At 43.6% G+C, this 22,731-nt stretch carries 16 protein-coding genes; 13 read left to right on the forward strand and 3 right to left on the reverse strand.

Going from position 1 to position 22,731, the window contains the following annotated elements; genetic code table 11:
• Positions 1-210 precede the first annotated feature (210 nt).
• The 8 genes from ACED60_RS02920 to ACED60_RS02955 all read left to right on the forward strand — a co-directional run bounded on the left by ACED60_RS02920 (position 211) and on the right by ACED60_RS02955 (position 11,342).
• Positions 211-1,551 carry a carbohydrate porin gene (locus ACED60_RS02920; protein ID WP_371726897.1) on the forward strand — a complete coding sequence of 447 codons (1,341 nt, stop codon included), beginning with the start codon at positions 211-213 and terminating at the stop codon, positions 1,549-1,551.
• Positions 1,552-2,155: 604 nt separating this feature from the next.
• On the forward strand, positions 2,156-3,163 hold the full coding sequence (locus ACED60_RS02925) for a LacI family DNA-binding transcriptional regulator (protein WP_009846150.1): 1,008 nt from the start codon (positions 2,156-2,158) through the stop codon (positions 3,161-3,163).
• A gap of 18 nt (positions 3,164-3,181) precedes the next feature.
• A complete protein-coding gene (locus ACED60_RS02930; RefSeq protein ID WP_017083012.1) occupies positions 3,182-4,429 on the forward strand; it encodes an ABC transporter substrate-binding protein in 1,248 nt (415 codons plus the stop codon).
• A 66-nt stretch (positions 4,430-4,495) separates the two neighbouring features.
• A complete protein-coding gene (locus tag ACED60_RS02935) occupies positions 4,496-5,482 on the forward strand; it encodes a carbohydrate ABC transporter permease (RefSeq protein WP_009846152.1) in 987 nt (328 codons plus the stop codon).
• A gap of 1 nt (position 5,483) precedes the next feature.
• The gene (locus ACED60_RS02940; RefSeq protein ID WP_009846153.1) at positions 5,484-6,377 is read left to right on the forward strand and encodes a carbohydrate ABC transporter permease; all 894 of its coding nucleotides are present in this window, start codon (positions 5,484-5,486) and stop codon (positions 6,375-6,377) included.
• A 17-nt stretch (positions 6,378-6,394) separates the two neighbouring features.
• Positions 6,395-7,744, forward strand: a complete 1,350-nt coding sequence (locus ACED60_RS02945) for a GH1 family beta-glucosidase (protein ID WP_371726898.1) — start codon at positions 6,395-6,397, stop codon at positions 7,742-7,744.
• Positions 7,744-8,835 carry an ABC transporter ATP-binding protein gene (locus ACED60_RS02950; protein WP_009846155.1) on the forward strand — a complete coding sequence of 364 codons (1,092 nt, stop codon included), beginning with the start codon at positions 7,744-7,746 and terminating at the stop codon, positions 8,833-8,835. Before ACED60_RS02945 ends, ACED60_RS02950 begins: the two co-directional genes overlap by 1 nt.
• Positions 8,836-8,927: 92 nt before the next feature.
• Positions 8,928-11,342 carry a GH36-type glycosyl hydrolase domain-containing protein gene (locus tag ACED60_RS02955; protein WP_371726899.1) on the forward strand — a complete coding sequence of 805 codons (2,415 nt, stop codon included), beginning with the start codon at positions 8,928-8,930 and terminating at the stop codon, positions 11,340-11,342.
• Positions 11,343-11,415: 73 nt separating this feature from the next.
• On the opposite strand, the gene ACED60_RS02960 is transcribed toward ACED60_RS02955, so the two are convergent.
• The gene (locus tag ACED60_RS02960) at positions 11,416-12,363 is read right to left on the reverse strand and encodes an aldose 1-epimerase (RefSeq protein ID WP_371726900.1); all 948 of its coding nucleotides are present in this window, start codon (positions 12,361-12,363) and stop codon (positions 11,416-11,418) included.
• A 64-nt stretch (positions 12,364-12,427) separates the two neighbouring features.
• On the opposite strand from ACED60_RS02960, the gene ACED60_RS02965 reads away from it, so the two are divergent.
• The 5 genes from ACED60_RS02965 (at position 12,428) to ACED60_RS02985 (ending at position 19,771) form a co-directional block, all read left to right on the forward strand.
• Positions 12,428-15,502, forward strand: a complete 3,075-nt coding sequence (locus tag ACED60_RS02965; RefSeq protein WP_371726901.1) for a GH116 family glycosyl hydrolase — start codon at positions 12,428-12,430, stop codon at positions 15,500-15,502.
• A gap of 96 nt (positions 15,503-15,598) precedes the next feature.
• Positions 15,599-16,612 (forward strand): LacI family DNA-binding transcriptional regulator, encoded by a 1,014-nt coding sequence (locus ACED60_RS02970; protein WP_371726902.1) that lies wholly within the window; start codon positions 15,599-15,601, stop codon positions 16,610-16,612.
• 375 nt (positions 16,613-16,987) lie between these two features.
• Positions 16,988-17,707: a hypothetical protein gene (locus tag ACED60_RS02975; RefSeq protein ID WP_371726903.1), complete on the forward strand. Its 720-nt coding sequence runs from the start codon at positions 16,988-16,990 to the stop codon at positions 17,705-17,707.
• 402 nt (positions 17,708-18,109) lie between these two features.
• Positions 18,110-18,913, forward strand: a complete 804-nt coding sequence (locus ACED60_RS02980) for a hypothetical protein (RefSeq protein WP_371726904.1) — start codon at positions 18,110-18,112, stop codon at positions 18,911-18,913.
• Positions 18,914-19,771, forward strand: coding sequence for a hypothetical protein (locus tag ACED60_RS02985; RefSeq protein WP_050647285.1), 858 nt, complete (start codon positions 18,914-18,916; stop codon positions 19,769-19,771). It begins immediately after the preceding gene.
• A 743-nt stretch (positions 19,772-20,514) separates the two neighbouring features.
• On the opposite strand, the gene ACED60_RS02990 is transcribed toward ACED60_RS02985, so the two are convergent.
• Positions 20,515-22,143 (reverse strand): ABC transporter ATP-binding protein, encoded by a 1,629-nt coding sequence (locus tag ACED60_RS02990; protein ID WP_371726905.1) that lies wholly within the window; start codon positions 22,141-22,143, stop codon positions 20,515-20,517.
• Positions 22,144-22,155: 12 nt separating this feature from the next.
• Complete coding sequence (locus tag ACED60_RS02995; protein WP_009846166.1) at positions 22,156-22,650, reverse strand: hypothetical protein; 495 nt, start codon at positions 22,648-22,650, stop codon at positions 22,156-22,158.
• Positions 22,651-22,731: the final 81 nt, after the last annotated feature.

Genomic DNA, 22,731 nt, shown 5'->3' on the forward strand with positions numbered 1-22,731 from the left:
TGAAATGAAAGCGATTTCAAGCTGTATTTTTACGGATTTTTACGTCTATCTATCTGATTATAAATAAATAACCATTTCTGGTGATAACTCTAAAAGTTTCATGGTATTTAGGCTAGTTTATCAGTGTGAACAGCAACTAACTTTTCAACGCTTTCATTGCTTAATATTTCCCTGTTCGATGAAAACTCAAAAAAATAATAGGGAATTACAATGCAAAAATTTAAGCTTTTGCCAATAACGGTCGCAGTGGCGGCTTCGCTTGCTTCACTCTCTTCTTTTGCTGCTGATACTAATATCGAAGCACTAGAAAAACGAATTCAAGAGTTAGAATCTAAGGTTGTTGATATTGATTATATTAACGATCAACAACCCGCGGTTTTAACGGCTGAAACTAAGGTGCCAGATGGCATCGTCTTCTCTGGTTATGCTCGTTACGGCGCTCACTACAAGAGCGGTGATGAACGTTACGTAGACATCGGTACAACAGGTCGTTCTGTCGGTCGTTTGGGTAACGAAGCTAATGGTGGTGAGGTTCAGCTAGCTAAGCTTTTCGAAGCTGACAATGGTGCGATTTGGGACGTCGTATTCATGGCTGACCACTGGGAAGCTGACGCTTGGGCTGACGATGGCGGCTTGAGCATGAAAAAAATGTACGCTGGTGTGACTAATGTATTTGAAAGCCAACCAGAGCTTTACATGTGGGCTGGTCGCGACTTCCACCAACGTCCGCAACAAGGTTTGAATGATTACTTCTGGATGACACACGATGGTCAAGGCGCTGGCTTTAACAACCTAGATTTCGGTGGCGCTAAGCTAGATATGGGCTTTGTTGGCCAAGTGAAAGGCGGCCTCGTAAATGACAATGGTCGATACGCAATTACTTCTAAACTTCATTCAATTAACGCGGGTATCGGTCAACTAGACTTGTATGCGAACTACGGTTTTGCTTCAGATGAAGCGGATACAGCGAGTTCAACTAAATATGTGATCGACCAAAAAACAGGTCAAACGAAAAAAGTGGTAACAGCTGGTACTAAAGTGAGCGATGAAACGGCATACCTAGTGGGTGCAACTCTTGGTTTAGGAGATTCCAACAAGTTAGTCGTTAAGTATGGTGATGGTGCAGATTCATCGGTATTTGAGTTGAAAGGCGACTATAAAACTTTTTACGCAAGCATTGAAGGTAACTACGCAGCATCGGATAAATTCATCATTGATTACCTAGTGTCGTATAAAGATAACTCTGGTGCAGACTTAGCTCGCGATAACACTGAGTATGCAGGTATCGTTCGTCCACAGTACCAATGGGATGACGTTCATTCTACATGGTTAGAAGCGGGTTACGGCATGGTTGATTACGATGACGACGGCGAAGAAAACGCGTGGAAGGTAACTCTATCTCAAAACGTTTCTCTAGGTGGCTTACCTTGGAGTCGTCCAATGCTTCGCTTCTACACAACCGTGGGTGATGTAGAGACAAAAGGCGCTCCAAAAGACAATGGTAATGTAGATACATTGTCATTCGGCGCAATGTTTGAAGCTTGGTGGTAATCACAAGCTAGCGACAGCAGCTCTTTGAATTAGGCATATTTTCAAAGAGCCTGTGTTTAAAAGTAGTAAATACTGTCCATTTTAGCCCTAAAGGCAGATTAATTAGGGCACGTTTCAATTAACTCCATTCTTGGGCACATTTTATGTGCCCTTTTTTTCGTCTTTAATACCTGTTCTATCATTTGGTATGGCCTCTTCACTTATTCTCCATACCGTCTTCAATACCCCGTTTCATATTATTTTAATTTATCTCGCACACGTTGATTTACCCTTGTTAATAGTAATGGCTAAGTCGCATCGTAGCCCTTGTATATCAATAGGCTAGATAGGAGGAATACTAGACATCAATTGTATTGGATACGCCGATAGTTATTTTGAAACCCCTTCACTGAACTATAACTTTTAACAAAACTGACTAACTATGGATTCATGATCTCATGAAACAGTTTCATGGCGTGAAGTTAATCTGTAAGCGCTTTCATGATTTCCACAACTGCCCTTTTTACCTCCAACTTTAGTGTGATGACACTCACTTCAACCAAGACGCCTTTCTTTAATAATCGTTTTGTAAGCGGTTACAAGCTAATGAAGTATCGAGGTTCGAGTGGCAACAATTAAACACGTATCAGAACATGCAGGTGTGTCTCAGGCGACAGTGTCTAGGGTTATTAATGGCACTAGCAGAGTCAGTCATGACAAGAAATTAAAGGTTGAAAAAGCGATCAAGGAGCTGGGTTATCGCCCGAACTCTATCGCTCAAGCCTTGGCTTCAAGTCGTACCGGTAGTGTGGGTGTTGTTGTTCCAGAACTGGGCGGTTCTTTCTATTCAGGCATTTTGCATTGCATAGAAGAAAACCTACGCCGCTTTGGTTACCACGCTGTGGTTACAGCGGGTTCGAATACAGAGCAAGGGCAACGTGAGTCTGTGGAGTTTCTGTTGGGGCGTCGTGTTGATGCTTTGATTCTTCATACTCAACTGCTCAGTGATGATTATTTAATTGAATTGGAAGAACAGGGGACCCCTGTGGTTTTAATTAACCGCTTCATCCCAGAAATGGCGATGAGTTGCATTGATATTGATAACGAAGTCGGGGGGCTACTCGCTACTCAATATCTTTTGCAAAAGGGACATACAGATATCGCGTGTATTACCGGGCCTTTAGATAAAGCAGATGCTAGGGGGCGTTTGCAGGGGTATCGAAAGGCCTTGGAAGAAGCGGGTGTGCCATACGATGAAGCATTAGTATCGGAAGCGGGCTTTACTGAAGAGACGGGCATCAGTGCTATGAAGAAGCTGATTAATCGTAAGTGTCATTTCACAGCAGTATTTGCTTCGAATGACCACATGGCATTTGGCGCCTTCGAGGTGTTGCATCAAGAGGGACTGTCTGTTCCTAAAGATGTATCACTGGTGGGCTTCGATAACACCATCTTCGCGCGCTATCTGACCCCTAGTTTGACCACCATTAATTTCCCTATTGAAGAGATGAGCGTTGAAGCAGTACAGCTCACTCTACAGAAGCTAAAAAAAATAAAACATGACGTGAACTTTAAATTGCTGCCGACGTTGGTCACTAGAAACTCGGTATCGGATTTACCAGTTACCCTATAAAAATATTAAGGATAGAACATGAAATTTAAGACCTTAGCGCTTTCATGCGCGGTTGCTTTAGGATTAGGTACAACAGCTGCAAATGCAGCAGACAAAGAAATTCGTTTCGACGGTTTCCCTGATTTCGATAGCAGCCTGAAGGTATTACTGCCTGATTTCGAAAAGGAAACGGGTATCAAAGTTGATTACCTTATGAACAACCACGGTGACCACCACACGAAACTCACAACGAACCTTGCAACGGGTTCTGGTGCCGGTGATGTGATTGTTGTCGACGTTGAGAAAATTGGTCCATTTGTTGGCTCTGGCGGCCTAGTTAACCTGTCTGAAAACTACGGTGCAGATAAATACGAAGAACGATTCGCACCTTACGCATGGGCACAAGGCAAAGGCGCTGACGGCGATATGTATGGTATCCCTGTCGACCTAGGTCCAGGTGTTATGTACTACCGTACCGACGTGTTCGAAAAAGCGGGCATTGATGTAGAAGAAGCAATCAAAGATTGGGATTCATACATTGCTGCTGGTGAAAAACTGAAAGAGCAAAACGTACAACTTATCGCTTCGGCAGCCGACGTGGCACAAGCGATTATCTTCACGACCGTTCCTGAAGGTGAAGGTCTGTACTTCGATAAAGATGGCAACCCAGTGGTTACATCAGAGCGTTTTGTTCACGCTTTTGAAGTAGCAAAAGAAATTCGCGACAAAGGCTTAGACGGCCGCATTCTGGCTTGGTCTAACGAATGGTACGAAGGCTTCCGCAACGGCACATTTGCAACTCAACTTTCTGGCGCTTGGCTTCTTGGTCACCTAAACAACTGGATTGCTCCTGAAACTAAAGGTAAGTGGGCAGTAGAAAACCTACCTGATGGCATCTATGGCAGCTGGGGTGGTTCATTCCTTTCAATTCCAACTCAATCAGACAATCCAGATGAAGCTTGGGCGCTTATTGAATACATGACGACGGATCGTGAAGTGCAGCTTAAGCACTTCGAAACGATTGCTGCTTTCCCTGCGAACATCACAACGTATGACGATGAGCTTTTCCAAGAAGAGATGGAGTTCCTAGGCGGACAAAAAGCCCGTCTTCTTTTTGCTGAAGTGGCGCAAAACATCAAACCCGTCTCTCCAGCACAAGGCGACCACGTTGCACGTTCTATTATCTTAGAGAACGCATTGATGGAAGTACTTGATGAAGGTAAAGACATCAAGACTGCGCTTAAAGAGGCAGAGCGTCTAATCAAGCGTCGCACGCGTAACCTTTAATTTGTTTTTACTTTAAGTAAGTGAGGAAGCGTGGATAACGCGCTTCCTTTTTAAGAGGTCGTTACTATGAATCATACAGCGAGCACAACGATAGAACCTGCGGACAAAAGCCTTTTTTCTCGTCTAAATTTGAAAGCGCTTACACCGTATGGATTTCTTCTGCCGTTTCTGATCATTTTTTCTGTATTTGGGATCTTCCCGCTGTTGTTCTCTGTTTACCTGTCGTTCCACGAGTGGAACCCGGTAAGAGGCATGGATGCGATGGAGTTCGTTGGTTTTGAGAACTATCACATTGCTTTAACGGACCCATGGCTATGGCGTTCATTGAAGAACACGCTTTGGCTAGCGATCACTTCAGGCGTGGCTCAGCACTTAGTCGCTATTCCAGTGGCTTACATGTTGGTTTCAATGGGTGACCGTATGCGTCACTGGCTAACATCGGCGTACTTTCTACCGTTCATTACATCAACGGTCGCAGCATCACTGATTTTCTTCAATATGTACTCTCCTAACTCAGGAATTATTAACCAAACGCTAATGGCTCTGGCCGATAGCACGCTGTTTGGTTGGGCATTCGCTTGGGTTAACGATTTCCAACCAATCCGTTGGTTAGACGATGCCACTATGGTGAAGCCGTCTATCGCAATCATGGTTTTCTGGAAATACACCGGTTTTAACATCGTCCTTTACACCACGGGTTTAATGACGATTCCTAAAGACATCTTAGAAGCTGCACGTATGGATGGTGCCAATGCCTTCCGCCGCTTCTGGAACATTTCACTACCAATGATTCGTCCATTCATCTTCTTTGCTATCACGATGACCATCATCGGTAACCTGCAAATGTTTGAAGAACCGTTCGTCCTAACGCGTGGTACAGGTGGTACTGGCCAATCTGGTTTAACTATCTCGATGTACCTCTACAAAGTGGGTTGGGAATGGCTAGAAATGGGTACAGCATCTGCTATCTCGTGGTTACTGTTTGCACTCATCGCGACTTGTACATTGGTTCAATTTTTACTCTTCGGTAAGAAAGGCTTAGGGGAACATTAAGATGTCGACATCAATTAAGACAAATACCTCACCACTAAGTGGACTGATACCAAGCGAGCGCAGCATGTTCATTCTGACTAAGATCTTGATGGTCATGCTAGGTATCTTACTGGTTGTTTCAGCGCTAATTACAGTCTTTCCATTTGTATGGTCGGCACTGCTATCAACGCGTGACCGTTCTGAAATTTTCGGCACGGGCATTAGCTTTGCGATTGGCGATAGCCTGGCGATTAACTACGCCAAATTGCTTGAAATCATGCCGTTTTGGAAAGCGATGTTTAACTCGATTTACGTGGCTTTCTTAGGCACCACCATCTCGCTGCTGTTTTGTAGCATGGGTGGCTACGCATTTGCTGTGTTTAAGTTCCGCGGTAAGAACGTGTTGTTCGGCATGCTGGTTGGCTCAATGGCGATTCCGCCTGTGCTTAGCTTGATCCCTTACTTCATGATCGTGAAATTCTTAGGCTTGTTGGATAACCACATGGCGGTATGGCTACCGTTCACCACCACACCATTTGGTATCTTCTTGATGCGTCAGCACGTGATTGCATCGATTCCAAAAGAGCTACTTGAAGCGGCGAAATTGGATGGTGCAGGTGAGTTCAGAACGTACTGGAGCGTGGTACTGCCACTGATGAAGCCAGCACTGGCAACACTGGCTATCGTTCAGTTCGTTTTCTTCTGGAACATGTTTATGCAGCCTCTCGTGGTGCTTAACAACCCAGATAACTATGTTATTACGCAAGCACTTCGAAGTGTTCAAGGTATTCCGAATACGCCATGGGGCGCGGTAATGCTAGGTACCACAATTTCTATTTTACCGCTCGTGATTACTTACTTGTTCGCATCGAAACAGATGATCAGTGGTTTAACGTCCGGCGCAGTCAAAGGTTAGGTTTAAGGGTTATAACAATGAATAAATATCAACTTCCAAGTGATTCAAAGTTACGCAGTAAGGAATTTGTATTCGGTGTCGCGACATCTTCATACCAAATTGAAGGCGGCGTTGAAGAGGGCGGTCGTACACCGTCTATCTGGGACACTTTCTGCAAGACGCCGGGCAAGGTCGATAACGGCGACAATGGTGATGTGGCGTGTGACCACTACCACTTATGGAAACAAGATATCGAGATGATTCAAGGCTTAGGCGTTGATGCTTACCGTCTCTCTATTGCATGGCCGCGCATCCTGCCACAAGACGGTGTCGTCAACCAGCAAGGTCTAGAGTTTTACGGTCAGATCATCGATGAGTGTCATGCTCGTGGCATGAAGGTATATGTGACGCTGTATCACTGGGATCTTCCGCAATACCTTGAAGATAAAGGCGGCTGGCTAAACCGCGAAACGTCTTATAAATTCGCAGAATACGCAGAAGTGGTGAGTAAATACTTTGGTGACAATATCGATGTGTACACCACGCTGAATGAACCGTTTGTGTCTGCATTCCTAGGCTACCGTTGGGGCGAACATGCACCAGGTATCAAGGGTGAAAAAGAAGGCTACCTAGCATCTCACCACCTAATGCTGGCACACGGTTTGGCTATGCCGATCCTTCGTAAAAATGCCCCTCATGCTAAGCATGGTGTGGTATTCAACGCGACGCCAGCTTACCCGCTGACGCCACAAGACCAAGCGGCAGCCGATTACTGCGAAGCCGAGAACTACCACTGGTTCATCGACCCAGTATTGAAAGGCGAATACCCACAGTTAGTGGTTGAGCGCCAAGCGATGAACATGCCGATGATTCTAGAAGGCGATTTAGACATCATCAGCGCACCAGTCGATTACATCGGTATCAACTACTACACACGCAATGTCGCTCGCTTCAATGAGAACGGCGACATTGAATCAGTAAAACAGACTGACGCAGAACACACTTACATCGGCTGGGAAATTAACCCACAAGGTTTAACTGATTTATTGGTAAGACTGGATGCTCGTTACGAAAATATGCCACCTATCTACATTACAGAGAACGGTGCTGCAGGCAACGACGAGCGTGTTAACGGACAAGTGATGGATGACCAACGTGTTCGCTATTTCCAAGGTCATATCGAAGCGGTTCACAACGCGGTTGAAGCGGGTGTGAAAGTCGACGGTTACTTCGCTTGGAGCTTGATGGATAACTTTGAGTGGGCATTCGGCTACTGCCAGCGTTTTGGCATTGTCCATGTTGACTACACCACCCAAGAAAGAACATTGAAACAGAGCGCAATTGCGTACCGAAATATGCTGCTAGAGCGCCCTGAGGAGAACAGATAATGGCTAAAGTAGAATTTAAGAACATCAAAAAATCATTCGGTGATGTTGAAGTCGTCAAAGAGTTTGATTTTACGGTTGAAGACGGTGAGTTCGTGGTTTTCCTTGGCCCATCTGGCTGTGGTAAATCGACAACGCTACGCATGCTTGCTGGCCTTGAAAGTATCAGTTCTGGTGACATCGTGGTTGGCGGCAAGCTGATGAATAAAGTCGACGCGAAAGACCGTGACTTAGCGATGGTATTCCAAAGCTACGCACTGTACCCACATATGACGGTGTACGAGAACATCGCCTTTGCGCTAAAACTGAAGGGCATGCCAAAAGCAGAAATCGACGTAGAAGTGCTAAAAGCAGCGAAAATGCTAGAGCTTGACCCGCTACTGAACCGTAAGCCAAAAGAGCTTTCTGGTGGTCAACGTCAACGTGTGGCAATGGGTCGTGCGATGGTTCGTACGCCTAAGGTTTTCTTGTTTGATGAGCCGTTATCTAACCTAGATGCAAAACTTCGTGGCGTGATGCGTGAAGAGATCAAACACCTACATCGTGAACTTAAAACCACTACGATCTACGTAACCCACGATCAGATCGAAGCGATGACATTGGCGGATCGCATCGTGATCCTGAAAGACGGTTATGTTGCTCAAGTTGGTACACCAACCGAAGTGTTCCAGCGTCCTGCAAACAAGTTTGTCGCGCAATTCATTGGTAACCCGTCAATGAACATGTTGGAAGCAAAACTGATTGAAAAAGAAGGCGAGTACTTCGTTGAAATTGGCGATGTTCATATCCCACTGCCTGAGCGCTTTAAGTCTCTGGCGTCTAAGAACCTAGCGCTGCATTTTGGTGTTCGTCCAACAGACATTCACCTACGTGCCGAGCAAGTTGACCACGACCGCGTGCTGCCATTCCCTGTGAAAATCAAAGACAAGGAATTACTGGGCGCGAGCATTCTTCTGAAAACAGAAATTGGCGGTCAACCGCTGATGGTTGAAACCCAAGCGGCTGAAGTGGATGTAAAAGATTTGACGCTTTACTTGGATTTGGATGCTTTCCACTTGTTTGATGCTCTGAGTGAGAACTCGCTAGCGAGCTAGCCAGTCAATTTAAATCAGCCATGAGCTGACACCAACCAACTTACGACAAATTGTTTTGGCTCCTCCTGATTTGGGAGGGGCTAGGAATAGTGATGATGAAATTCGGATATTTTGACGATAAAAACAAAGAATACGTAGCAACCACACCGTGTACACCGATCAAATGGTGTAACTATGTCGGCACATTAGATTTCGGTGGCATTGTCGATAGCAACGGCGGCGTCCTGTTGTGTAAGGGCGATCCTGCACTTAACCGTATCACTAAGTACATTGCTCAACTGCCAAACTCAGATTTTAAAGGCTCGACCATGTACCTCAAGGTGCGTGATGAAGCGGGCAACGTAGAGGTGTTCTCACCTTTCTACACGCCAACCTTGAAGCCGCTCGAGAAGTTTGAAAACCACACGGGCTTGTCTTACACCACCATCATTGCAGAAGCGTTTGGTGTGCGTTGTGAAGCGACTTTCTTTGTACCAAAAGCTGACCAAGTACTGCTACAAGACATCAAAGTCACCAACATTTCAGACAAAGCACTGCACGTTGATGTGGTACCTGTGTATGAATTCACACACTTCGATGCGCTTAAACAGCTACTCAATGCGGACTGGGTTCCACAAACCATGACGCTGAAAGCGCATCAGCAAGAGTCGGGTCATACCGTGCTTGAGCAGTATGCTTTCATGAAGCGTGACTACGCGGTGAACCTGATGACAGCGGATCGCCCTGCGACGTCTTTTGATGGTGATCGCCAATCATTCCTAGGTAATTTGGGCTACGGCACATGGGCAGCACCACAAGCACTAAACAATGATGAATTAGGCAACACCGAGTGTTTGCGTGGCGACAACATTGGCGCACTGAACCTGCGTCTAGGTTGGTTATCTCCAGAGCAGACAGAACGTACGATTGTACAAATCGCGCAAGAACAGAGCCTAGAAGCAGCATTGCCTCTATTGGCTAAATATCGTGACCATCAAGTGGTCGATTCTGCTTTCGCTGAACTGGCTGAACATTGGGATGGTTACCTACAAGCGGTTCAGGTTGAAACGCCAGATCCGGCAATGAACTCGATGCTGAACGTACATAATCCACGTCAGTGTCACACAACCAAAAACTGGTCTCGTTACTTGTCTCTGTATCAGCTTGGCTATGGTGCTCGTGGCATCGGTTTCCGTGATTCTTCGCAAGATACATTGGGCGTAATTACCCACATGCCGGAAGAGGCGCGTGAGTTCATTGAGCGTCTGTTGTCTGTTCAGAACACCAATGGTTCTGCGATGCATCAGTTCTTCCCATCAACGATGGAAGCGAACGCGGGTGACTCACGTGAAGAGGAAGATCGCCCTGATTACTACGGTGATGATCACCTGTGGATCATCTACGCGGTGACGCAATATGTGAAAGAAACGGGCAATGCAGACTTCTTGAACAAAGAGATCCCGTTCTATCAAAAAGACAAAGCGGGCAACCCAGTTGAAACGGGAACGGTTTGGAACCACCTGTGCCGCGCGATTGAATTTACCTACACCAATACTGGTGAGCACGGCCTACCGTTATTAGGTTTTGCTGACTGGAATGACACGGTAAACCTGCCAACGGGTGCTGAGTCGATGATGGTGGCGAACATGTACGGCAAAGCACTACTCGACATGTTGGACTTGTGTGAGCTGCGTGGCGAAGTGCAACTGACAGCTAAGTTTAAAGATCAGTATCAACAGATGCAGAGTACGGTGAATGAGTGCGGTTGGGATGGTGAGTGGTTTGTTCGTTACTTTGATGAGCAAGGTTTACCAATCGGCTCTCATAAAAATGAGCAAGGGCAGATCTACACTAACGGTCAAAGTTGGCCTGTGATTTCTGGTTTCGCGACTCAAGAACGTGCTACTCAAGCGCTAGATTCTGTTTACAACAAGCTGAATACAGCGAATGGCATTAAGCTTTCAACTCCTGGTTACAACGGCTTTGATCCGCAGCTAGGTGGTGTTTCAACTTACCCACCAGGTGCAAAAGAGAACGGTGGTATCTTCTTGCATTCCAACCCTTGGGTGATGATCGCAGAAGCGAAAATGGGCAACGGTGAGCGTGCTTATGAGTACTACCGTCAAATCAACCCAGCTTCTAAGAACGACGACATCGATACCTTCGAATCTGAGCCTTACTGCTACCCACAAAACATTTTGGGTGATGAACATAAGCAGTTTGGTTTAGGCCGAAATGCATGGCTTTCAGGTACTTCATCTTGGACATACGTAGCGGGTACGCAATGGATTCTGGGTGTTCGTCCTGAAGTGGATGGCTTGCTGGTGGACCCATGTATTCCGGCAGAATGGCCTGAATTCAAAGTCCGCCGTCAGTTCCGTGGCGCGACATACCATATTCATGTCACGAACCCGAATAACGTATGTAAAGGTGTGGTTGAGATGAAGGTGAATGGTGACCTGATTTCAGGTAATAAAGCGCCAGTATTTACCTCTGGTGAGCACACCATCGAGGTGGTTTTAGGTTAACAAAGAGAAGGGCGCTTTATGCGCCCTTTATTGCTTTTTGGTTTCTCTTTAGTGTCGCTTTATTTTGGCTGCATCACTTTGGTTGATAACTAGCTTGGCATTGCCAAGTAAAGGTCTGAGATTGGTTCGGGCTAAGCGTCAATAAGCCTATCTGGTTATTGAATGCATCAGCTGGGCAAGTCATTGGTTCTATTGCAATACTTTGTTCGCTCGTCGGTGTGTAAAGCTGAACGAATGGGTAGCTTGCATCTTGTTGATAGCGAATAGCGGCAGATGAATCTGAGCGCGTAAACGCAAGTTGGTTGGTTGTCTTGGAATCAAATTCAAAGCAGTGATTTAAGCTTTGATTGGTGAGTGAATCGTCCAAAGACAAACGGTCAAAAGCGTGTTTTTCACCATTGGGTAGGTCGTTTTCGTGTATGACCTCAGAGCAAGGCGACATAGCGAGTCCACATTGTGCTAGCTCAGTACCGAGTGAAAAGTAAGGGTGCCAAGCATCACCGAATGGGAAGGCTGAATCACCAAGGTTAGAGACGGTTGTTGAGGAAGTGAGCTTGCCAGTGACGTCAACCGTGAAGGTTACATCAAGGCTGAAAGCAAACGGGAAAGCAGGGTGCAATGACGACGTTTGATACTGCAACGTCACACTGGCGGATTCTTCAGTGGCTACGTTGTTTGTGATTGAAAAAGGTTGGTTGTAGAGCAGGCCGTGTACGGCGTGATCAGACCAAGGAAAATTAGCTGGGAGTTGATGGTTTTGGTTATCGAAACTGTAACGACCTAAGTTTAAACGGTTTGGAAAAGGGAATAATTTAGCACTGCGGGAAAAGAACGGATGTTGGTTGATCAGTTCATCATAATTCTGATAACCACAAATAAAAGAGAATGGACTGTTATTTACGATATATTTATTAATAACAGCACCAAATCCATTGATTATTTGAAGTTCTATACCATGTTGGTGGTTTATTAATGTGACAGAGTCAATATTTCCAAATTTTTCATTTATAATTTTAAACATGTTGATGTCTCCATTTTAAAAAGATATTAACAAGAAGAAAAAAATATTCAATGGCGGTTTTAAAATGAATAATAAAATTCCATATACGAGTTACTCAGGAAATTCGGAACACTTATGTAAAAAAGGTGATGCAGTTGAATTTATTCAACCTTGGTACACACCAATTTCTACCACACCAGAAAATACAGGTATGGCGGTGGGCGGAATTGGTAACACATTTACACTGACGCCAAACGGGAAAACACCAAATTTCAGCTTTATTCCGGGGATATTTGTCGATTGTTCAGAGCAAGTTATTAATTTTAATGATTTTTATGCGTCGGTGATGAATGTGCCGACCATCGATACGCTGCAAGTCAGTGATGAGCAAGAGCTGAGCGTTCACCTGAACTTTTATCCTGCCTTGTTCGATGGCAACAAGATCGAAAGCAAAAACATATCGAATGCGATTAACCTGATTCGATCAGCATTAAAAAATGGTCGATTCTACCAAGAAAATAAAGCTAACTTTACAAAGTGGAACGTTGAGTTTTCAAATAAGACTCAATTATTGATTGAAGAAGATTCTGCTTCAACAATTTGTCAATTATATGTCGCCTTAGATTTCTTTAATGGTTTATTAACAAATGATACAACGAAGTTATTATCGCTTACCGCGGGTGATAATAATAACATAGATAGTGTTAATGGCAGAGGTATAGAATATCAAGCTTTATATCCATTGGCTGAATATAAATACAATAGCTTCGAAAATATTAATATAAAGCGTAAGGTAGTTTCTCCGATCGTTAAAGAGAACAAACGCCTTTGTTCTTTACCTATGCACTGGAATCACTTCGAATTAACCAATAATTCATCGCAAACGCGCGTGATTACGCTTGCTCAACCGCTACAAAACTTGATTGGTTCAACCTATCAAAAAGGTCGTGATGGCATTCAAGATTCGGCTTGTACCTTATCTCAAAATCCGATCGCTCAGCAGCATGAAGTGGTTAACTTAAAAGGCGAAAGTCACAGCTTTACCGGTGTTCAGCTTTCTAGCCAGTCGCCTTATCAGAGCGATATTGAAGGCGAAGTGGTGTTTGGTGTTCAAGCGGATAACCAGTTGACGGAATCTGGTAAGGTTTCGATTTCTGTGAAGCCAACGCTTTACACCTCTAAGAGTGCTCAGCAAACAGAGTTCGCACTGAAAACAGGCCGCACAAACACTGAGTTCCAAACCGGTATCTACACAGGGCGTGAAGCTCTGAGCGCATTGGTGGTGGTTCAGGTTGAATTGGAAGCGGGTGAGTCTGTTGACCTGCGTTTTGCACAGGTAATGGCGCACAGCAAAGTTATGCTTAATGGTTGGCATTCAGATAAGGCTTACACGCAATTTTACCCGCAAACACAACCAGCTCTGCCGATGTTAGAAGATGTATTACCAGAGCTAGAAGCGATTGAGCAACAGATCGTCGAACAACAAACCGCTTTCCTAAAGCAAGCTCAAAGCAAGATATCGCAGCCAGAATCGGCATTGCGTTATGCGACGATGGCAATGAACTCATTGTCCTTCCTAGCCGAATCAACGGTATGGGATAAAGAAGATAAGTTCTTGGTGAAAGAGTGTGTCGACTACCCATTCTTTAACTCTCTGGATGTGTACTTCTACGGCTCATTCTCACTGCTTTATTTGTTGCCTGAGCTTGATGGCTGCGTGATGAAAGAGTTCTCGAAAGCCATTTTGGCGGAAGATTTTACCGAACGCCGATACTGGGAGTATGAAGCGACGCCGAATGCCGAATTGATTGATGACAAGTACCAAGGCGTGCGTGCTATTCGAGGTGCGGTGATCCACGACTTGGGCAGTCCATTCGACATCCAGCCAGATGCGTACAGCTGGCACAACGTGAAAGAATGGAAGGACTTAGCGCCGAAGTACATTCTGATGGTGTACCGTCACTATCAAAACACCCAAGATATTTCAGTGGTTAAAGAGTGCTGGCAAGCCGTAACTGAAAGCATCGATTTCTTATCGAACTTGATTGCTGAAGGCGATGATTTACCGCTAACCCGTGGCACAGACGATACCTTTGATAACCTTGCGTCTCACGGCATCTCTATTTACTGCGCGAGCCTTTGGGTTGCAGGTCTGCAAGCCGCGAGCGAACTTGCAAAATTGATGAATGAAAGTGAGTTAGCCGCGGGCTACTTAACGCGTTCTAAAAAGGCGTTGGTAACAGTTGAGCAAAGCTTGTGGGATGAGAAAGAGGGTTACTACCACTTCTTCGTGACTCCTGTTCAAGCCAAGCATTTAACAGGTGCGGGCTACCAAGAACTGGAAACCTTAGGCCTGACTTTGACGGGGGATACGATTGCTGACAAGAACACGCTCAATGCCTATTTAAATGAAACGGATACCTCCATCAACATCAGTAAGGTATCTCAAAGAGTCTCTAAGAAACGCTTGCTGAGTGAGACCGCGCCTCAAGCCTTTACACAAGAATACTTAGATTTAGTGCCAGATTCCGACAACAGCTTTGGCGATGCTTTGTTGGCTGATAGCTACCTAAAGCTCATCGGTTTAGAAGGTATTTTCCCGCAAGATAATATCCAACGCGCATTGGACTATGTTTATAAGCATAACTTCGAAATTAACAGTCCTGAGTTGGGTGTTGCGAATATGACGTTAGCCGATGGCTCACCACATGAAGCATTTCAGGCACAAGATGTGTGGATTGGTGTTCAGTTTAGTGTGGCAACAGCGTTGAATTTAGCGGGTAAATCGCAGCAAGCAGAAACATTGATGGATACCGTGTATACCGCACTCTATGACTATTCGAAAATTCCATTTGCAGCGCCAGAGGGCTTCAATTGCTCTGTGTCTGTCAATGAGAACGATCTTATAGAAGCATTTAAATTGTCGCAAAATGATGCGAAAAACTGGCTAAGTGTACTTAAATATCAAAACTGTGTGCTGTCTGACGGTCGTGTCAACCCAACATTGACGAAAGATACTGATAATTTTGTTAAAATGTTGAGCGGTGAAATCCCGCTAGAAAAGCTGGCTGGCTTGCACAAATGGCTACTGAGTACTGGCTTGAAATACACGGCTGGTCGCTACTTTAGACCGGGGATGATCTTCGCCTACTTGTATTAACTTAATGACACGATTTTCAGCTAAAGCAGTGGTATGCAGGTTGGAACTGATGGGGAGCTTAAAGCTCCCCGAATGTCACTTGATTAGGGTATCGAGATGCGCACTAAAACAAAAAAAACAACAGTATACGATGTGGCAAGACTGGCTGGTGTTTCTCCCAGTACCGTGTCTCGCTTCCTTAATCGAACCACTTATGTGTCGGATGATAAAAGCCAAAACATTGAGCAAGCCATTAAAGACACGGGCTACAAACCTAACTTCCAAATGCAAGAAAACACCAACCGACGTTCGCTCACTATTGGTGTCTTGGTGCAACACCCTGATAGCCCTTACACCAGTCGTATCCTCAACGACATGGAAAAAACTCTGATCGCTCAAGGCTATTCATTAGTGATCGCAACAGGGCATTGGCAGAAAAAGCTAGAAATGCACGCGTTGGAGTATCTGGCGAAAAGTAACGTGGATGGCATGATCATCGTGACAGGCAGTATTACTCAGGAAGAGATTGCTAAGTATGCACAAGACATCCCTATCGTGATGGTTGGCTACGATTTTGTTGAGAATAATGTCCGCTCCATCAATATCGACAACGTGTTGGGTGGCTATATGGCAACCCTACATTTACTGCAACAAGGACATGTGAATATTGCTCACATCAAGGGGTTATCAAGCCAGCCTGATGCAGGTAATCGCTTTGAAGGCTATAAGAAGGCCCTTCAAGAGGCCGGTATTAAGGTGATGCCAAAACTGGTCAAGCAGGGCGATTTTAGTAGTGAATCTGGCTACGAGAAAACGATAGAGTTGATAGAGTCAAAGATTCACTTCTCAGCCTTGTTTGCTGCAAATGACCAAACGGCTTACGGTGCGATTAAGGCGCTGTCAGACCACGGTTATAAAGTGCCAGAAGATGTGTCTGTGATTGGCTTTGATGATTTGCCGACCTCTAAGTATTTCACCCCAGCGTTAACCACCTTAAGACAGCCGATTGAAGAGATTGGTGAAGTGTGTGCTCAGTCGATCTTGAACTTGTTATCTGGCGAGCGGCATGAAGCTCGACTGCCACCGATTGATTTAATCGTCAGAGAGTCGACCAAATCATTGTATCGTTAATTTCAAGACAAGCCTCAAGGTGGTGCGCCCGTGATGATTCGTATTGATGTCAGTGCGAACCGTGGTGCAGGAATGTCGCTGAGTAAAGCTATCGATCTCACTACTTATATTTGCGCGTTCACATTGTTCAATATGGGGATTGAATTGTGATCTAAATTAGCTGTGAGATAATAAAGATGTCACATATTTCATGTGGCATTTTTTATTTGTGGGAAAAATAAACCTTGCATTGAATTTGTCGAGAAGTTTGTAGTGCACCGATATTAAGGTGTTACGTATGCTTACGTTAGTAAAGCGATAAATACTGTAATATCCGACCAAGTTAAACGTTACTACTTAGCCGTCATCCTAGACAGCTTTATTATAGGTTTTCGAATGAAACAATTAACTCTAGCTCTCATTTTGTCCTTTTTATCGTCAGTCAGTTACAGTCAGGATTCTGAGTTTTATCCTGAATACTATTCCCAAGAAGTTATATCAAATGATCACTTAACTTTTGTCCTTAACTTTGATTTGGACTTTAAGTATGACAAAGAACGCTACATTGAAGCCGCTAACAAATGGCTAGGCATAATCAAAAAGGTTGATGGAAAAGATCAGCACACAATTAACATTGAAATTATTGTGTCAGATGATGTGGAAGAGTACGGCTTAGCGGCAGTAGAAGAGTATGAAGACAATATCCCCTCATTAGGCATTATCTGGATTAGCTCAGACCTCCATGAGCCTGATTTTGATCCCAAAAGCTATAAGCCAACTATTTTGCATGAATTTGCGCATATTCTTGGCGTTGGAACTTCAAGTGACGTGTTTATAGACGATTCAAAAGAGATTGCCGGTAAAGGTTTTTGTATGGAAACCAGCAAAGCAGTTACTGCCTACAATGAAGCTTATAATAGAGATTATGAATGCTTGCCATTTTCCGACGGCGGTCATTTATACGATTACATCAATGGGACTGACGACAAACGCGGTAAGGATTCTAAAGGCCGAACTATTCCGCCAATGCCTAAAGAGTTAATGGCTAATGGTGATGACTTGGGACCGGTGACGTTGTCAATTATTGATGATCTGGGCTTTGAACTTTACGATTGACTCTACTACGCCCTTAACTGGGCGTTTTTTAATCCCCAAAGTTAATTCAATCACTACTTTAGGTTATACGGGGGCATGTAAGCTAAATCACTTTTGCCCCAAAGCTTGTTGGCCCTTTTCAATAAGAAAACTGCGAGCTTGATTTATCCCTATCTAAGCTAATGATTCTCTAGAGTTGCTTATCCTGTTTCATACCTGCTTATGGTTTTACACAACCTTTTGATATAGGAGATGGTGATATGTTGAATGTTTCAACATATCACACAGAACTAACAAAAAAATCCCCGTATATTCAATTGATTATACGGATGTGCTTTGGATATAGTTGATGTAATAAGCAGCCAACATCAATATGTAAAGCTGTTAGCCCTTTTCCCTAAATTGTAAGAGGATCAATAATAAATGGTGGAAGGTACTTCAAATGGTACAGTTTATGCTCATGCTTGGTTTGCTGCATCAGCAAAAAGAGCCCTAGAAGCTGAAAATTTTGGTGATACTTGTGCGGGAATTACAGTAGTAACGTTAACTGCATTCATGGTTGAAAGTTATTTTAACTACATTTGCTCAAGATTATTAAACAAGAGCGAGTTAACTGAAGCTGTGCTTGATTCCGACTTACCACTAGATGTTGTAGCGAAACTTGATGATTGCGGAAAGAAATTAGGCTTCGAAGAAAGAGTTGCAAAAGCATATGGTATTGATGAGCGGTATGAGTTACTCGCTAATAATCTGATCAAATTTTCACATGGGCAAAAATCTAAACAATTAGCAAAGTGCTTCGAAGAGAGCGGAAAGGATGGCGCTGATTTTACAGAAATAGATAACAAATTCAGAATTCCACCTATTGTAAAATGTAAGGCAATCTTAGATACGGTATCCCGTGACGAGCGAAAAAATAATGAATTTGTAAATATAGTTGTTCGCTTGTTCTCGGCGAGAAATTCACTTGCTCATGGTAAAACTGAAAGTGTAAGCAATACCTTTACCATAGATGATGAAGAAGTATCGCCAGAAAGTTGTCCTTCAGTCATAGCTTCTTGGCAGGAGTCGTGTTCTTTGGAAAAAGCACAGAGTTACTATGGAACTTGTACTGAATTAGTGAACTATATTGGTAAGTTAGCATTAGATGAAGAGCACCCATTGTTAACATTGTCATCTCAGGTGTCAGGATTACAGGGCCATACAAAGCATTTAAGAGAAGCTTAGATGAAGAAAATTTTCAAATTAAAGCAATGGTTAAGCATCGATGATGTTGCTAGAAGATTATCTTATATCTGTGAAGAAGATGTATCAGATAAAGATATAGTTCAACTATGCATTGATGGAGAACTTGATATCTGTTGGCTTGTGAGACATGGCTGGGCTCGAGAAGCTGCAATGTATACAAGTCTTATTGGAGGATGGTTTTTAGAAAATATAACCCAAGATGTGACACATAAATCAATATTGGATTACACACTTGATGAATTAATGACCAATTACGTTTGTGGACCAAAGGCCATTAGCCTTTCTATTGGTTCATTATCAGATCCTTTCCGCATTGAAGGCCCTCTCAAGATACAGTTGAATACTGGCATTTTTAAAGATCATTTATTGTCCTTTATTACAGGGACAGATTCGGAGTTAGTTAACCTTGAAGGGTGCTTATTATTAGATTCAGAAGGACGGTATGTTCAGCCTGTCGACTTTTTACCTACTAATGATGGGGAGGCAGTATTCGATCGACTCGCTGAAAGAGCTTATCCCACGGATGATTTACCGGAATTTAATGAGTTAGTTGTACTACGTAAGGACTTGGAAGTCCTTGAGCAAAAGATAACAGAGCCAGAAAAAAGACTATTGAGAACACCTGAAGATACTTTAGTTTCTAGTTTAGGTTTAATGGCGTTAATGCTAAGTGAACAATCTTCAAAGTATAAAAAAGGAACAACGGCAAACTGTAGTCAAATTGCTCAAGATATCAGTAAATTGGCAGCTAGGCATGGTGTGGAGCTAGACAAGGCATCAAACCTAAACAGAGATATTTCAGCTGCATTAAAATCACTTAAAAAATGGCAGCCATAAATAATTTCGGCTAACCACCAAAAAGCCACATGAGTTCTGCACTATTGGGTTACTTAGCAAGAAGGAGTAACCTAATGAAAGTAAACTGGAAATCGACACTCATCTACATTCTTATATCAGTAGAACTTTATGTAGAAATTCGTTTTGATGACATGATTTTTATATTTGGTACGAGTATTACGAAATAATTCAGTTATCAAAGCAATCAAAGTGATGCGTTACACTCGGTTGGGTACGGGGTTCAGTGTGCTTTGCTAGTACGGTGGGGCACACCTTATTACAGGCGTTACCTTCCATACCAAACCTAATCAATAACATTCTAATTTAGTAATATAACTGACTCACTTTTGTCCAAAAACAAGTTAGCGCTCTGCTGCTGTGATCCGACTATCAGCTAACCCTGTTTAAAGTTCGTCAACTTGAGCAAACCTTCATAATCACTGGCTCGAATCGCTGAGTTGATTTTTCATATACGCCAGAAACGAAAAATGTCGCATCCATGCGACATTTTTCTTTTGGCGGCCAAACCAGTTTTGCTATATCCATTCTAGAGTGAAACCCATTCTACTCTTCATATTTGAAGCCGCAGCGTTGTTAACTGCCTAAGTTCACCCAAATTACATAGAACACCTATGCTCATAGGGCTGAACTTATTTGTTGCCTAGCTGCAACTCCAATTATTTTGAGTATCGAGATTATTCAGAATGTACATATAAGACGCTGTTAATCTTGATTAGTTCCCTTTACGCGGCATTTTTTTTCGACTTATTTTCTAAGTCGAATGACGCTGCGATTAATTTCTTGGTGTAGTCATTTTTCGGTGCATTGAAAATCTCTTCTGCAGACCCTTCTTCCATCACTTCACCTTTCTGCATCACCAATACACGATCCGATAAGGCTTTGACTACCGAAAGGTCGTGGCTGATGAATAGGAAGCCGATATTGTGCTTGGCTTGAATGTCTTTTAGCAGGTCAATCACCGTCAGTTGTACAGAGCGATCGAGTGCTGAAGTAGGTTCATCCAGCAAAATGAAAGAAGGTTCAAGAATCAGCGCGCGAGCAATCGCAATACGTTGTCTTTGTCCGCCCGAGAACTCATGTGGATAGCGGTTAATTGAATTGGGTTCTAAGCGAACCTCAATCAATGCTTTGCGAGCTCGTTCTAATCTTTCTTTCTTGGATAGGTGAGGTTGATGTACCGTTAAACCTTCAGTGATGATTTCCCCAACTGTCATGCGTGGTGATAAAGAACCATAAGGATCTTGGAATACCATCTGTACATCTTTCTTAAGCTTGTGACGTTCTTTATCGGTTAACAAACTCACATCTTGGCCTTTGTAAACAATACGTCCGGTACTTGGCAGTAAGCCGATCAGTGCGCGTCCTAGTGTTGATTTACCTGATCCAGATTCACCAACAATGCCTAATGTTTCACCTTGTTTTAGGGTCAATGAAATGCCTTTTACGGCTTCGAAATATTGACTCTTACTCTTAATGAAGTGGGATTTCACCAAGAATTGAACACGGATATCATCGGCACACAGTAGCTCTGGTGCCGATGCTTCTACAGGAACCTTAGCGCCTTTCGGAATTGAGTTGATCAGCATGCGTGTGTAATCGTGCTTAGGATTTTCGAATAGCTCTTGAGTGAGTCCTTCTTCGACCAATTCCCCTTTACACATCACGAGTACTCGATCGGCAAAGTGTTTCACTACACCGAGATCATGGGTAATGAACAAAATCGCCATGCCCATCTTGCTTTGAATTTCTTTGATAAGAGAAAGCACTTCAGCCTGAACCGTTACATCTAAAGCCGTAGTTGGTTCGTCTGCAATCAGAATGTCTGGTTCATTGATCAGAGCCATTGCGATCATGATGCGTTGCAACTGGCCGCCTGAAAACTCATGTGGGTATTTTTTGTATGCTTGTTCTGGCATTGGCAGATGCACAAGGTTGAAAAGCTCAAGCACACGCTGCTTCGCTTGAGATTTCGATACATTACGATGACACATAATGGCTTCAGCCACTTGTGTGCCCACGCGCAGGTATGGGTTGAGAGAGGTCATTGGTTCTTGAAAGATCATTCCGATCCTGTCACCACGAATTGACTGCATCTCTCGTTCAGTCTTTTTGAGTATCGACTGATCTTCAAATTCGATTTCCGATTGAGCATCAATAATGGCGTTGTCAGGAAGCAAACGCATCAAAGCGTTGGAAGAGACAGATTTACCTGAACCCGATTCGCCAACAATGGCCAAGGTTTCACTAGAATTAAGAGTAAAGTTAATCTTTTTTACCGCATCAATGATTCCATCATTGGTTATGAATTTAACGGAGAGATTATTAACTTTAAGAATGGCCCGGTCCGACATGATATATCCTTATCAATTTAAGACATTAGGTGAAGATTGAACTTCTGAAGTGGTTTTAAGTTGCCCAAAATGGTGATGAGCGCGTTGAATTTGTTCTAGCTCGAGCATCCAATGTGAGCTGCGCTGAGCACTGCAAAATGCGATCAGGTGATTGAGTAAATCTTCGCTCTGCTTTTCCAATAACCTAAAGGTACGTTGAATCAACTCTGTACCTTCAAGAGAGATAAATTGCATCAATGCGTAAGATTGGTTCAAGGTGTCGAAGGCTTGTTGCTGTTGGCCTAAACGATTGAGAATCTCTGATTGAGCGACACTGGCGTCTCTAAGGCCTGAAATTAAGCAAGCAAACTGGCAGGGTTTGATGTCACTTTGGTATGCCGCGTTTTGGATGTGATGAGGAAGAGAGGTGAGAACATCATTATAGAGGCGCTGTGCTTCGGGCCAATGACCTTGTTCCATTAACTGTTCAGCTTTTAGGTAGTGCATCCAGCAGCGTTCAATTTCCATGTCCACATCCTTAATTTTAAATATCCTAAAATGTTAATGATATTTATTATCAATTGCAAATTAAAATCATTCACATGCTAA

The organism is Vibrio sp. 1F279 (assembly GCF_041439815.1).
Classification (GTDB): domain Bacteria; phylum Pseudomonadota; class Gammaproteobacteria; order Enterobacterales; family Vibrionaceae; genus Vibrio; species Vibrio tasmaniensis_A.